The sequence below is a fragment of the Bradyrhizobium sp. Kon69 genome, assembly GCF_055807515.1.
The window spans coordinates 1-14,428 of sequence record NZ_JBVVOS010000057.1 but is presented as its reverse complement, the minus strand read 5'-3'; the positions used below and the strand labels follow the sequence as shown (position 1 = coordinate 14,428).

At 58.1% G+C, this 14,428-nt stretch carries 5 protein-coding genes and 3 pseudogenes; 6 read left to right on the top strand and 2 right to left on the bottom strand.

Annotated elements, in window-relative coordinates:
* Positions 1-76: 76 nt before the first annotated feature.
* A pseudogene (locus tag AC0L3U_RS37625) lies at positions 77-490 on the top strand (FMN-binding negative transcriptional regulator); the annotation flags it as partial.
* Positions 491-851: 361 nt separating this feature from the next.
* Here AC0L3U_RS37625 and AC0L3U_RS37620 read toward each other — a convergent pair.
* Positions 852-6,401, bottom strand: coding sequence for a trifunctional serine/threonine-protein kinase/ATP-binding protein/sensor histidine kinase (locus tag AC0L3U_RS37620; protein WP_259219170.1), 5,550 nt, complete (start codon positions 6,399-6,401; stop codon positions 852-854).
* A gap of 2,102 nt (positions 6,402-8,503) precedes the next feature.
* Here AC0L3U_RS37620 and AC0L3U_RS37615 point away from each other — a divergent pair.
* From AC0L3U_RS37615 to AC0L3U_RS37595, 5 genes and pseudogenes are all read left to right on the top strand, one after another.
* Positions 8,504-9,187, top strand: coding sequence for a response regulator transcription factor (locus AC0L3U_RS37615; protein WP_204513581.1), 684 nt, complete (start codon positions 8,504-8,506; stop codon positions 9,185-9,187).
* Positions 9,188-9,271: 84 nt separating this feature from the next.
* The gene (locus AC0L3U_RS37610; RefSeq protein WP_085394331.1) at positions 9,272-9,667 is read left to right on the top strand and encodes a response regulator transcription factor; all 396 of its coding nucleotides are present in this window, start codon (positions 9,272-9,274) and stop codon (positions 9,665-9,667) included.
* Positions 9,668-9,866: 199 nt separating this feature from the next.
* On the top strand, positions 9,867-10,139 hold the full coding sequence (locus AC0L3U_RS37605) for a hypothetical protein (RefSeq protein ID WP_259219169.1): 273 nt from the start codon (positions 9,867-9,869) through the stop codon (positions 10,137-10,139).
* A 1,122-nt stretch (positions 10,140-11,261) separates the two neighbouring features.
* Entirely contained in the window at positions 11,262-12,383 is a 1,122-nt protein-coding gene (gene nolL, locus AC0L3U_RS37600; RefSeq protein WP_259219168.1) for a nodulation factor fucose acetyltransferase NolL, read from the top strand.
* 238 nt (positions 12,384-12,621) lie between these two features.
* Positions 12,622-13,897, top strand: a pseudogene (locus AC0L3U_RS37595) (IS256 family transposase).
* A 78-nt stretch (positions 13,898-13,975) separates the two neighbouring features.
* Here AC0L3U_RS37595 and AC0L3U_RS37590 read toward each other — a convergent pair.
* A pseudogene (locus tag AC0L3U_RS37590) lies at positions 13,976-14,351 on the bottom strand (biotin synthase BioB); the annotation flags it as partial.
* Between the last annotated feature and the right edge of the window lie 77 nt (positions 14,352-14,428).

Below are 14,428 nucleotides of genomic sequence, written 5' to 3'. Positions count from 1 at the left end.
ACCCGGTCCATCCGGGCAACCCTCGTCGCAACATCGAGGGTGAGTCGCCTCATTTTGTGGGGGGACATACAGTCTAGCGATGGCTATTTTCACTGGGCCGCGAGCCTATATCAGCCCTTCCTGGTACGTGACGAAGCAGGAGAGAGGCGAGGCCGTACCGACCTGGAACTAAGTCGCGGTGCATGCCTACGGGCCGGTCGACTTCTTCGATGATGCCGATCGACTGCTGGAGGTAGTCACGCGAGTGACCGATGCGCATGACCACTCGGCGGGCAAAGACCGCTGGGCCGTCTCCGACGCCCCTGCCGACTTCATCAAAGCGCAGCTTAAGGGGATTGTCGGTCCGCGATTGCAAATTACACGGCTCGAAGGCACGCGGAAGATGAGTCAGAACCGCAAAGCAGCGGATCGCGCCGGCGTGATTGAGGGCTTGTCCAAGAGCGACCGTGACGAATCTCGTCGAGTGGCTCACCTCATTCCGAAGGGATAACCAACCGCACGACGGGTTGTAAACGATCCCTTATCACTTAGATTTTCTCCATTTCCTCTATGGCCATTGACGTCATTCTCGCGAACACTCCGTCTACTGCCTTCCTCTGATTCCGATTGACGCCCTGCAAGGCTCACGACGTCGCAAAGAGCCCTCAAACCGTCTTGAATCTGGCCGCTGCGGTCAGATTCAGATTTTCTGACAATTCGCGACAATCTGCGGTCGCTCCCACACTCGCCGACGGGACAGCAAGAAACGCGAATGTTTCACATTACGAACGTCACGCGGCTCGCTTCTGTCACATTGCCTCCCGGAGCACCCCTGCTCGACGTCGAAATCGAGCCTAAGACGTTCAAGACACCTATTCCACCCGATTCACGCCCTCCGGCGCAATGGGCATGCTGAACTGAAAGATCGCCCCGCGAGGATCATTCGGGCCCGCCCACATCCGGCCCCCATGCGCCTCAATAATAGAATGGCAAATGGCCAGTCCCATGCCCATGCCCTCGGATTTGGTGCTGTAAAAAGCCTCGAACACGCGGTCTGCGCTGTTTGGATCGAGCCCTGGACCCGTATCGCGAAAACTGACCAATACGCTATTCGCACCATCCGTCCGGGCACTGATCAGCAATTCGCGGTCGCCTTCCTTGATCACGCTCATGGCCTCGATGGCGTTCGTGATCAGATTGAGGATCACCTGCCGCACCTGAACGCGATCCGCTCGAACGAGCGGCAAAGCCTCAGGCCGTAGGGTCTGCACCCACACATCATTTTTTGCCAGTTCCGCGTGGACTAGGGCCAGCACCTCTACGATCAATTCGTCAATCGCAAGAAGCTCCGTTTGCATAGGAGCTTTATTCATAAGAGCGCGGATCCGACGGATCACGTTTCCTGCGCGCATACTGTCACGGACAATCAAACCGAAGGTCTGCCGAACCTCTTCCAGATTCGGCGGTTGAGCACCGAGCCAATTTAGCCCTGCCCCTGCATTACTGCTGATCGCGGCAATCGGCTGGTTGACCTCGTGGGCGATCGAGGCGGCCAGCTGCCCCATTGTCGTGATCCGATTGGCGTGTGCAAGGCCCATCAGAGTCTCGCGATAACGCCGTTCGCTCTCACGGGCTTCCGCTTCCGCTCTCTTTCGCTCTGTCAGGTCCAGGACGAAGCCAACACCTTGGTCGAGTTGCGCATCGAACGTGGCGAGGCCAATTAGCACTGGCACGCGACTGCCATCTTTGCGGACGTACTCTTTCTCGAACTGCTGAACAGCTCCGGTTCTTTTTGCTTCTGTCCGAGCACCCAATGTGCGCTCGTGCCATTCTGGAGGCGTCAGGTCGAGACCGTTGACTCGGCCTGCGAGGAGATCTTCTTGGTCGTATCCAACCATCGTGAGGAACGCTTGATTTGCCTCGATGATCTCGCCCCCTTCGTGAATGATAAAGATTCCGATGATGTTAGCGTCCAGCAAGCGCCGGATTTTCGCCTCCCGTTGGTGAACTTCGCTGTACAACCGGCTGTTTTCCAGGGCTGTTGCACCTTGAGAGGCAAGCATTTTCTGCAATGACGTTCGGGCAGCCGAGAATATGCGCGGGGCGAGATTATTCTCCAGATAAAGTACGCCGATCAGCTTGCCCTGCGTGATCAGTGGCAGGCAAAGAATAGAACGTGCTTTGCGCTCGCGGATATAAGGATCTTCGGCAAATGAAGGCTGGGCGACAGCATCTTCGAGAACCACGTTTTCGCGGACACGTAGCACGAAATGCAGCACGGATTCGGGAAGAGCCATCGGAGTTACGGGCTGTTCATCCACCTTTACAACGAGGGCATCTGCTACCGTTTTGCCTTCCGCTTCGATCCGTGGCTCGCCGCCATGCAGCAGAATCAACAAACCTCTTTCGGCGCCGGCCTGCTCAATGGTAGTCCGCATAAGCTTGTCAATTAGCTTCTGAAGCACAATCTCGCCGGAGATCGCCTGCGACACTTTGATCACCGTCGCCAGATCAAGATGCTCAACCGGAGCTCCGATCGTCATGCCATTCACGGCGAGAGGGGCCTCCTGATGCATGAGATGCGGATGCAGCTCCTCGAGTTGACGCACCTTACCATCCGCTCCCCAACGAAGGTAGCCGCGCCGCGCGTCCTGCAGGTAAACCCGGGAGATCCTGCCAAAACCGCGTGCAGCATAAAAGCGCGCTGCAAGTTCACAAGCGATCCCCTCGTGGTGGGGGAAACCGTTACGTCCTGCGGTTTGGATTGAGTGTTCGTACAGTCGCATTGCGTCTGCATCCCGGCATTCTAACCTCGCAATTTCAGCGCCGACCAAGGCAGCCCGATTCTCGAAGTTGTCGGGGCAATTCGTCGCCCATGTCTGCAGTTGCCTGTAATGGGCATCAATGATATCTCGGTGCGGCTGTTGTTCGCCTTCGCCCAGCCTGTCGCAATAACACGAGTGAGACAGCGCACCATAAAAGTGAAACTCCGCGGTCAAGGGCTCTGTTGGTATGGTCCATAGTTTGGGCTCGGCCTTCGAGCGAGCCTCAACAGCCGCAGCATAATCGCCGGATAGGAAGCGCGCCTGAAGTTTGCGGATCCAGTAAACGGTTTCGCTAGGTGACTCCGGACTTCCTGCCAACGATCGTTCAACGTCTAGCTCGTCAAATTGTTGGTCGTCGAAGCAACCGAGCGAGCGCGTGAGGCCGCGCATGGTTCTGACGATTGCGAGCTGAGCGGCTACCGCCTCAGCAGCAAATTGTACCTTTCTGTTCCGGATCGTAGCAGCGCTTTTCTCTAACTCGTTCTGTACCTCTTTCAGGTGATCTCCGGCCATCATCATACTTCCGGTTAGATGGACGGAACTGTACGCCTCATAAATGACATCACCGCTACTGACCGCGGCTTCGAGGGCTCGCCGGATCAAAACTCGGCCGTCTCTAAGCGGCTTCGTCCACGGGATCACGGTGCCTCCGACGGCCAAATAGACGTGAGCCCGAAAACGAGAGAACTCACCGCGATCAACCAGGTCGCAAGCAAGACGACCAAATTTATCGGCCGCTTGGTAGTCACCGAAGCGTCCGGCCGAGATTCGGCCTAACCATGCGTAATGGGCGCAGGAAGCATCAGTGTTGCCGTATTCGAGGCTGATGCTGACCGCTCGGCAGATCACTAAAGCGGATAAATTGGCGTCCGTGAAACCTGCAGCCGGAAGAATCCGCGTCAACACGGCGAGCGTGGCAAGCGTGGCCTGGTCTGTCATTCGAGGCAAACCAGCAAGATCCTCGATTGCGTCGGGCAGCTGTGACCACATCCGCTGATATTCGGCCAGCATTTCCTGGTCTGTCGGACGCTGCGACCACTCGATCCCGACGTCGCGAAGATATTCGAGACCTATGAGCACTGCCCGGCCGTGCTGACCTAGCGTCAAGTAAAGATCGACCCGCAAACATGCGACCGTTGCTCGTTGTGGCCCGTTCAAAGCTCGCTTCGACAGTGCGGACAAGAGACGCTCTGCAATCTCCAGCTGGCCTACCAAGAGTTCGCATTCGGCCCGGCTGGTCTCGAGTGCGAACGCGAGCTCGCGGCGCCTTTGCCAAGAATTGGGCGCGAGCAGCGCAGCACCGACGGTGAAATATGTGAGCGCCGAGGCGTAGGCCGCCGACGCCCTGGCACGCTGCCCTGCCATGAAGTTCAACTCGGCGAGCTGCTCTCGCTCCTGACCGGAAGCGATGAGCGCGACGCCTCGATTGAGCTGACTGACAATGTCGAAGATGGCCTCTTCGCGTTTGTGCGCAGGGATGTGTGCCGCGAGCATCCGACCGATCCGCAGATGGGAAGGAGCGCGCGAGGATTCCGGCATCAGCAAGTAGGCCGCCTCTTGAACGCGATCGTGGACAAAGCGGTAGGCTGTCCCATGCCGCACGATCAGTTCCAGCCGGATTGCCGGCCACAGGGTCGCGTGCACCTGTTCCTCTGAAATTTCGAGCACAATCGCAAGCTCCGCCGTCCCGGCGATGTTGCCGAAACAGGCCAGCTGTTGCAGCGCTTCCTGCGTTTCCTTTGGCAGCCGGATGAGCTTGCCGAGCATCAGATCGACGACGTTCTCGGTGTACGCTTTTGCGTGAATTCGCTGCAGATCCCAACGCCAGCGCGCCGACACGTGATCGAACGTCAACAGCTGCTCTCCGGCTAGTTCGGACAAGAATTGAACGGCGAAGAACGGATTGCCCATCGTTTTCTGATGCACCAACTTCGCAAGCGGGGCAGCGCGCTTTGGTCCGCAGCGAAGGGTATCCGCGACCAACTGCCCGACGTCCTCTGCGCTGAGCGGCGATAGCGTGATCTCCTGTAGATTTAGGCCGGCTCTCCCGATGGACTCGAGCTTGCGTTTGAGCGGATGATCTGCATCAACTTCGTTGCTGCGGTAAGCTCCAATAAGCAGCAGGTGCAGATCCGGCTGGGTCAGCAGATCCTCGATCAGGTCGAGTGTTGCGGCGTCATACCACTGCAAATCATCGAGGAAGAGCACCAATGGATGGGTTCGCCGGGCGAACACGCCAATAAAGCGACGAAACACGAGCTGGAAACGGATTTGTGCTTGACGGGCTGGAAGCTCAGCAACCGCGGGCTGCTCGCCGATAACCAGGCTCAGATCGGGGATCAATTCGACGATCAGCCGTCCATTCCCAGCGAGCGCCTCCCGGAACGCTTGCCGCCAGGTCGCGAGTTCGCCCTCACTTTTGCTGAGAAGAGGACGCACAAGGCTCTGAAAGGTCTGCACTAGTGTCGCATAGGGCACATCGCGCTTCACTTGGTCGAATTTGCCTGATGCCAAGAGCCCGCGATAGGGCACGAGTACTTTGTGTAGCTCCTGAACGAGCGAAGTCTTACCGATGCCGGAATAACCGGCAACCAGCACCAACCTCGGCGCGCCGCTCTTCACCGCTCGATCGAAAGAGCCAAGCAAGGTCTCGATCTCGCGGGCTCTCCCATAGAGCTTCTCGGGGACGATCAACCGATCAGGTGTGTCGTCTGCGCCAAGTTCAAAAGGCTCGATGCGACCATGGTTGGCCCATGCTGCCAGACAGTGTTGCAGATCGTGTTCAAGGCCAGCGGCAGTCTGGTAGCGTTCCTCGGCGGTTTTCGCGAGGAGTTTCATCACAATTTGAGAGATTGGCTCCGGGACATTTTGCGATTTCTCGAGGGGCGGTGTTGCTTTTCTTGCAATATGACAATGAATCCACTCCAACGGGTCTGAGCCCGTGAACGGCAGCGCGCCGGTCAGCATCTGGTAGAATATCACGCCAAGTGAATAGAGATCACTGCGAGAGTCGACTGAGCGATTCATTCGTCCGGTCTGTTCGGGCGCCATGTAGGGCAGCGAGCCGGCGATGAACTCGGCAGGCTCAGGCGGCACCCGCTCGCGCGAAAGACGGGAAGCCAGACCAAACCCAGTGAGCCGCACCTGTTCGTCCGGGCAATTGACCAGAATGTGAGCGGGTTTCAGGTCCTTGTGGATCAAGCCGTGCCGGTGAAGCTTGCCCACGGCCGTCGCGATTCCAACGGCGAGGCGCAGGAAGCGCTGGGGCTCCATGCGGGCTCCAACTAAGTTTAGAAGCGGCTCGCCGCATGGATCCTCCAGGACCAGCATGGTACGACCAGATTCCCGGACCAGTTCCAATGGGCGCACCGCCCATGCCTCGTCTAGCTCCTCCCTCAGCTCACACTCGTGGACGAGGCGGTCGAGCGTCGCTGGGTGTTCCGTGATCGGCCGCACGACAAGCACGACAGTTCTGCTGCCATGGATGAGCTGGCGCCACGCACGGCAGAACGCGCGATCACCATCCTCCCACAGGGGCTGGAAGTCGCTGTCGAGATTTGAGCCGAACAAAGTCCGACTGAGAGGGTCCCGCGGCATTTGGCCACCCAGACTAGGAAGACGCGAGTCAAAATCTGACACATAAGGAACGCAATTGTGAAGGGGCTTCACAAAGAACGCCACAGGTCCGGATCAAGGCCGCCAAAGAATTCGTAGCAGGCAAAATACGACGGACGCACAGAGCCCGATCATGTCGATCGACCGCAATCCTGCCCCCAGGCTGGGGCCCCCAGCATGGGCGGCGGCTCCCGATCACGCAGCGTGTGCGCTCGGAAATATAGACCGGCTCGTGGCCGTTACCTGCCACCAGCGAGCCGCTGACCGACATGCCGCAGGGCTCCGGATAGCCGCTCTCGATCAGGCCATGACATGTGAAAGCCGATCGGTTTGCCCATGATCGAGGCAACGCGCGAGTCCAGGCAAGAGAAATGCCGCCGACAGGCGCGGTGCAATTTGCGAGATCGACAATCATTCTAAGCCCATTTCGTTAGGTGCAATGCAGTCATCGAATCTGAACCGCAGCATCAAGCGGCAGATATGCGAGCCAGTTTGAGCCAAACCGTGCCGATAGCTGTTCTGAGGATTCCTGCTTCCATTTTTCGAAAGCAACTGACCCGCGACAAGGCACTCCTTATGCTGATACAGAGCCCGTACAGGCCCTCACTCATCGGAATGCCGGGCGCCGCCGTTCGCAGGAGGGGATTGCCGGCCATGTCGAAGCCGAGAGAGCAGGGAGAGTTCCCATACTTAAACCGGCGTTCAAGCGCGGCGGAAGCTATCCCACAACGGTCAAGAGAATTGCAACGAAGATGAAGAACAGCGGAACGCCTTCTCCTCGCCACGCCCAACGTAACAATATTTATCGCATTCCCTGCCAATTCCGCACTGCACCTTGTCGGACTTTGCCAACTCGACATCGCACAACGTGACGCTACGTACAATTCAAGCTCGTCGCCCTCGGTGTGGAGTAGCAGCCGGCCACTATTGAGTTTGGCTGCGGAGCGAGCCTCAGTTTTGCCATGTGGATTGCTTCATTGGAGGCAGCATCGCCACGGATGTACTGGCGATGTGGGGGCGAACCCTGCGCACTTCTTCTCGAAGGAGTGCGCCGGGCCGCTTTGATGAGCTGCGTGGGAAGATCAATGAGCTAGTGGGGCGAGTACTTCGGCTGACCGCTCGGCTCGCATTCTGTGCTATCTTGCCGGGTTGACTAGATAAGCTTCGAACAGCCTGCTCGCCACGAACCTATGATGCCGCCAAACCGGTAACAGAACGATACCTTTGCTGGACGAGCCTTTGTTGAGCTGAGGTAGGAGGGCAATTGCACTGGCTTTGCCGAAGCGGTAGACAGCCGGGCAGCGAATGGGCCTCTCTAGTTAGATTCACCACCCATCTTGGGACAGGCGCTTAGAAGGAAACAGGGGGACGAAGGAACATAGGCACCTCTGCAAATCGAGATGACTATATTTCCTACAAGCACGACCGAAAGGACTTGAATCGCACCTTGCGTGAGGTTGTACGAAGCCGATGCAAGATGCCTTCCCAAGCTCGCTAAAGACGCAACTCACAGGCGCTCTGACGAAGCAAAAGAGTTCATGTGCTGATGCCGCTGCTACTCGTTCTAATTTCCTTTTTCCTTAGTACAAGCGCGATAGTCTACGCCGTATGCCGGCGAGCTCGGCGCATGCATAGGCAACATCGCGCGAATTCGCTCAGCTCACGGCCGCGCATCCAACTACCACGACGGCGGGCATTCTAATCCAGCCGCATAGTGAGGATCCGCCGCCTCATGCAGCCTCCACTCGCGAGTGGCCCGCGGGGACGCGCCCCCATGCAAGAGCGAACGCCTCACTTTCTGGATTCGGTGCTTCTCAAACGGCTGCTGATTGATTATCGATGCCGCGGGCCTGTTCCCACGGAACGGCGGAGAGACCCGAAAGCCAGTTCTCGACCACTCGGGCGCTTTTTGTTAGACTTTCTTGGTAATGCATTACGCGCTGCGAACGGCTGCCCCGGTCACATCCCTGGGAAAGTCTCACAGATTTGCAATGCGCGAAAGTTCCTAGGCAGGCCAGGGTGATCAACCAGCGGTCGTCCTAGCACGGTATTTCTACTATAATTGCAAAAGTGAGGCTCTTATCGTGACCAAGCGCACTGAACCGCGGACGCAAGCCGCAATTGTCGAAGGGCCGGAGGTGAGACCGAGCGTGTTCGTCGTCGACGACGACCTCTCGATGCGCGAATCGTTGGTCAACCTATTTCGTTCCATCGGTCTAGATGTCGTTGCTTACGGATCCGCCCAGGAACTGCTCCACAGCGAACTTCCTGATGTTCCTAGCTGCCTTGTGCTTGACATCAGACTGCCGGGATTGAGCGGACTTGAGCTCCAGAATGAGTTAGCCAAATTGAAGGTTCATATCCCCATCATTTTCATCACCGCTCATGGCGATATTCCGATGACCGTCAAAGCGATGAAGGGTGGAGCAATCGATTTTCTCAGCAAGCCGTTTCGCGATCAGGAACTGCTCGATGGCGTCATCGCTGCTATCGAAAAGGATCGCAAAAGACGAGGTGTAGACAAGGTAATCAAGAGGCTGCAGTCCTTGTTTGAGGCCCTAAGTCCACGGGAGCAGGATGTGTTGAGACTTGTCGCCACCGGTCTATTGAACAAACAGGTCGCCGCGGAACTCGGGCTCGCCGAGATCACGGTCAAAATCTACCGCGGGCACGTGATGAGGAAGATGGGCGCTCGATCGCTAGCCGATTTGATTAGGATGGCTGAGAGGCTGGGAATTGGGACCGACCGTCTCAAGGTACAAACCTAAGTATGATTTTACAATTTCGTCGTACACGCGCACCCTTCAGCTGGCCGCTATGCTTCGGCCAGTGCCTTCGCCGAACGAGGACGGGTGGTCTTGTCTAAGTATTCAACTATCTCCGTCGTCGACGACGATCCTTCAATTCGTGCCGCACTGAACAATCTTTTAAAATCGCAGGGCCACATCGTTCATACGTTTGCATCGGCTGAGGATTTCTTGCGGTCGTCTCAATTGAACGATACGTCCTGTGTCATTACCGACGTGCAGATGCCCATGATGAGCGGCTTTGAACTTTTGGAACGGATGCGGGCCCAGGGCCACGCTGCGCCATTCATCTTGATTACTGCCTTCGCGGACGATCGCACGCGAGCCCGCGCGTTGAAAGCCGGCGTGACTGGCTTTTTTCCCAAACCCTTTGCCGGTCTGGAGTTGATAGCCTGCCTCGATAAAGCGCTGCACGAGCATCGTGACGGAACGGACGCCTGAAAGATGGGGAAGCAATCCGGACCAAGCCGCAACCTGCACGGCGCTTTCGATGTCGATCAATGGGCGATTACCAGCGCTTACAGCGTGCCAGTGGCAACCAACGCCTTTCCATCTTGCCGCATTCATATCGCTGTTATTCCGCTTTCGAAACCCGGTTGAAGCACTTGCAACATCGGTCTCCTGACAAGAAGCCCCTGGTATGATCGCGCAATCCGACGAGGCGATGCCCCCTTCCCTTTCTGACGGTGCACACCACCCTCGCAGCGGCAGGACGGTTTCCGAAGCGGTCGAACGTTTGCACCGACAGATTCGCCAACCTGTGTCCGACCCCAGCAACCCGAAGCACCCGAAACTTACGCATCCGTTGCGGCTGGCCGATGCGATCTCAAGCCATGCCTTTGCTACCGAACGCATTCGCGCCGCCGACACAACGGCCCGGTCCCCCAAAGCGCTCGGCTTGGACGCGCGATGAGCCCGCGTGCCGGACCAGATCCGCGGCGGCGGTGTCCTTTCTACTCGCCGCGACCGTGAGCGTGAGCATGCAGTACACGCTTCCGGCTGGCGGGCTGCGTTGTCGCCGGGAGCGCGTCCGCGCCTCTGGTCACGATGACATTTTTCGGCCTACATCCTTCCCGCTTCCAAAGCTAACCGGGTGGTATGCGCCAATTCTTCGATCGCGCGCGACTGAGCAATCCTGGGGTCGGGAGCGACTCTGATCGAGCTGCTTATCTCAGTTCCAGAATGAGGTCCGCCGAAGGCGACCTCGTTGGCGCGGAAACTTGCGCTCTCTGAACATCGCTCACTTGAACGCAATTGGTCATCCGACCAAGTACGATCTAAGTAGGGCCTTCGCCGGATGCACACCAATCAACGAGCTTCAGCAAGAGATGGCACTCCACTCGCGCAGGCGGTTGCACGCCTGGTCCTGATGAGCCTGTGCCCATCACACGGGAGCGGACTTTGTGAGGACCGCAGTTGTGCAGCAGCAATCCGGGCCGAGCCGTTTACAAGGTGCAGCAGGAATCACTCCGGCGGAGCTTGCGAGGAAAGTCGTCTCGGGACCGGCGGTTCACGGCGTGAGTTACGCGAAACCGAACGAGCATCTCAATCACGAAGCGTTCGTTCTCGGCTTTTGCTCTAGAACTGCTGAGCACCGCTATCCGCATGCGCGCATAGCGCCCCATCTTGGCGTGCCCGAGTTCAGTTTTTAGAAGCCCCCATTCGCGTAAGCACCTCGGCGTCAAGAAGGTGACGGACCAAACGTCGATTGTTCTGGACCAACAGAAGAAGCCGGGTCTGAGATGCGTCGGGCTGAGTGGGAGGCTGAGCGCGACAGTCTTCCTCCCAGAACCGCGTCTGCAAGTAGTATGCCGCGCCCGTTCTGCTACACCAGCATTTCCAAATCCGATATCTTTTCTCTGCCGCAAAGTTCCCTGAGGCGACAGACACGCTCGGCCCACAGCTAATTCTTCAAAGCCTAACACGCTGGGCTTATTCCCTCCCAAAAACTCCCGCCATCACCTTTCGCTTGGATCGAAAATGAGGCAGAAGAAGCGAACAATGGGCCGCCGGCTCGTCAACAACAGATATTTAGATGTTTGATACATTGCTACCCGTAACTGGAACGATCGCCCCGAGCTCGCGCGCGACAAAGGCAAACGATCGAGATCTAAGCTTAGATTTCGCGAAAGGTGCGCTCATTGTTTTGGTGATCGTTGGGCACCTGATCCAGTACGTCATCTATCGAGACGACGGGTTTTGGTATTCGCCCTACTACAAATCGATCTATATGTTTCACATGCCACTCTTCATGGCGATAAGCGGATATCTTTCTTTTCGATCGCTCGTGCAAAAGTCCTTCATTGGAGCCGCCAGCGACCGTGCGAAGCAGCTTTTGCTGCCGATGCTGTTTTGGTGGGCGTTAATGGAGACAGCTAAGTTAGCGGCATTGTGGCGCGCGACCAGCCTAACGAGCGGACTTTGGGAACTTGTAGACGATCTCGCCGGCACATACTGGTTCATCTGGGCCACGTTTTTTTCCTACCTTCTCCTCAAGATTTTTACCAAGCTCAGCCACCGATCTTGGGCCGTATCTGGCTCAGCCATACTGGTCGCACTCGCGCCTCTGACGTTCTCCATATCCCCCCTGATCAGATTCACTTACCCGTTCTTCTGCTTGGGATTCTTGCTTGCCGATTCGAGAGAACGATGGACGAGCACATCGCGAAATCACAAGCTGCTCCTGATTTTCTTTCTTTCGATAGTGACTTGCGTATCCTTTCTAGCTTGGGGCAAGGACAATTATGTGTACAATAATCTTGGGGTCATTCACGATTTTCGGTCGGCCAAAGACGTGCTTCTGATGTTTGTTGGCGCTGCGGCTGCCTCGGCAATCGCTATCGAACTCCTGCTGCAATGCTGGAGCTTCGGCCATTCAAATCGAATTGCCCGGTTTATCGCTGTGGAGCTGGGTCAGACCACGCTGCTGCTCTATCTCGTCCAGGGTACCGTGTTCCGTCTCATGGATTTCATACAGTTCGGAGGCTTTTGGGATCTCACGACGCGGTTGATCATCGCGGGTGTGCTCGGGGCCGCCATCGTTGCGATCGCGCTAACGGTCCGCTCCATCGTTCGCGGCGTTCCATATCTGTCTCAGCTGGTCCTTGGAATGCCACCACGCGCGGGTCTCCCGCAAGCCAAACCTGCAATGAACTAGCTGTACTTTTTTTGTTTGAGTGCGGCAGAGTGTTGCGACGTCATCGACTAATCCGGATGGTTGCGAAGATTGGCCAGCAGTACAGCATGCCGAAACGGTCCTCGACGTGCTCACCCATACCAATAATGCCGCCGCAGCAGGGGATGTCCCGGGTTCTGTTGAATTTCTGAAGAGGTCGGCGTTGCCCACCTTGAGCCGGTAGGCTCGGGGTGCTGATTCCACAAAGGAGAGCAACGCCATGACGAGAGATATCACACCGGCTGGTTCGCCGGCGACCGGGGCTGTGGACGAAGCGTTTGCAGAAGTGCGGGCGAGCTTCGATCGGTTCTGCCTTGCGGCAGGGATCGAGGCGCTCGGCACGATGATGGAGGCGGATGTCACGGCGGCCTGCGGGGCCGCGCCACGATCGCGACGCGGCGCGGCGGGCGCACCGTTGGGGCCGAACGCGGGGACGGATCGGCTTCCACGGCGGCAAGATCGAGGTCGAGCGCCCGCGGGTCCGGGGCGTGGATGGCGGCGAGGTCACGATCCCGAGCTGGGAAACGGCGGCGCAGGAGGATTGGCTCGGTCGCTGGGCGATGAACCTGATGCTGATCAATGTGTCGACGCGCCGGTTCGGCCGCGCCGTCCGGCTGCCCGAAGGTGACGTGCCGGCACCGCCCGGATCGGGGGTTTCGAAGTCGGCGGCCTCGCGGAGGTTCGTAGCGCTGTCGGCGGCGCGGCTGGCTGACTTCATGGCTGCCGATCTGTCCGCGCTCGACCTTCTGGTGGTCCAAATCGACGGGCTGCATCTCGGCGACGATCTCGTGCTGGTCGCCGCGATCGGAGTTGACGGCGAAGGCAACAAGCATCCGCTGGCGCTGGTGGAAGGGGCGACCGAGAATGCCGCAACGGTTCAGGCCCTGCTGGACAACCTGGTCTCGCGCGGGCTCGACCCGACGATGCCAAGACTGTTCATCGCCGACGGCGCGAAAGCGTTGTCGAAGGCGATCCGCCGCACCTTCGGTTCGGCCGCTGCGATCCAGCGCTGCCAGGTCCACAAGGCGCGCAACATCATGGAACGCCTGCCGAAAGAGCATCATGCGCCCACCCGTCGGGTGCTGCGCCAGGCGTGGGAGCTCGATGACGCCGACAAGGCTGAAAAATTGATCCACAATCTCGCGCGTCGCCTCGACCAGCAATGGCCCGGCGTCGCGGCCAGCATCCTCGAAGGCCTCGACGAAATCCTGACTGTCGTCCGGTTGAAGCTGCCGAAGGAGCTTCGTCGATCGCTCGCCTGTACCAACATCGCCGAGAACATGATGGGCACCATTCGCCGCGTCACGCGCAACGTCAAACGCTGGCGGGATGCCGGTATGGCCTTGCGATGGGTCGCGGCCGGCATGATCGAGGCCAACAAGGGCTTTCGACGATTGAAGGCGCATAAGCAATTGTCGGTTCTGCGTGCAGCCCTTCAAGCTCACCACGATCGCATGACGATCAAGCCCGTTGCCCACGTCTCGAGGGCCGCGTAACATTCATCCCGGCAACGTCGGCCCGACGTAGTTCAACACCGATCGGGACATCCCCCCGCAGCAGACTTTGGTGCCCTACCCACGCACGCGTGAAAGAGTGTCGCTGCGATCCTGCAAGGTCCGGGTAGTGATGATGCTGCGGTAGAACTCCGGAGGAGGCCGGCGTCGGCGAGCCGTTCGGCTTGCTTTGGCGTGAGCATGCCGAGCGATGCGCACTCTCCATATCAACACGTTTAATGGCAGCAATCATGTCGCAGACCTGATCGAGGTCGCGGTCCTTTGGACTGCGCCAGGCCGCAGCCAGCCAGAAGCGAGTCGCGCCGGCGGCCTTGGCGCGCTGCGCGGCGGCGACCACATCAACGCGATCCATCAAGCGAGTTGCCTTCAGCCCAGTGTCGTAAGGCACGCTCTGTGCACAGTAGGCGAAATCTTCAGGACAACCGCCGGTCTTAATGTAAGCATGCGGTGAGAACCGCGGGGCGGTCAATCAGGCTGCCTGATTGACTTGCTTATGTTGGTCTCGCCAATTCC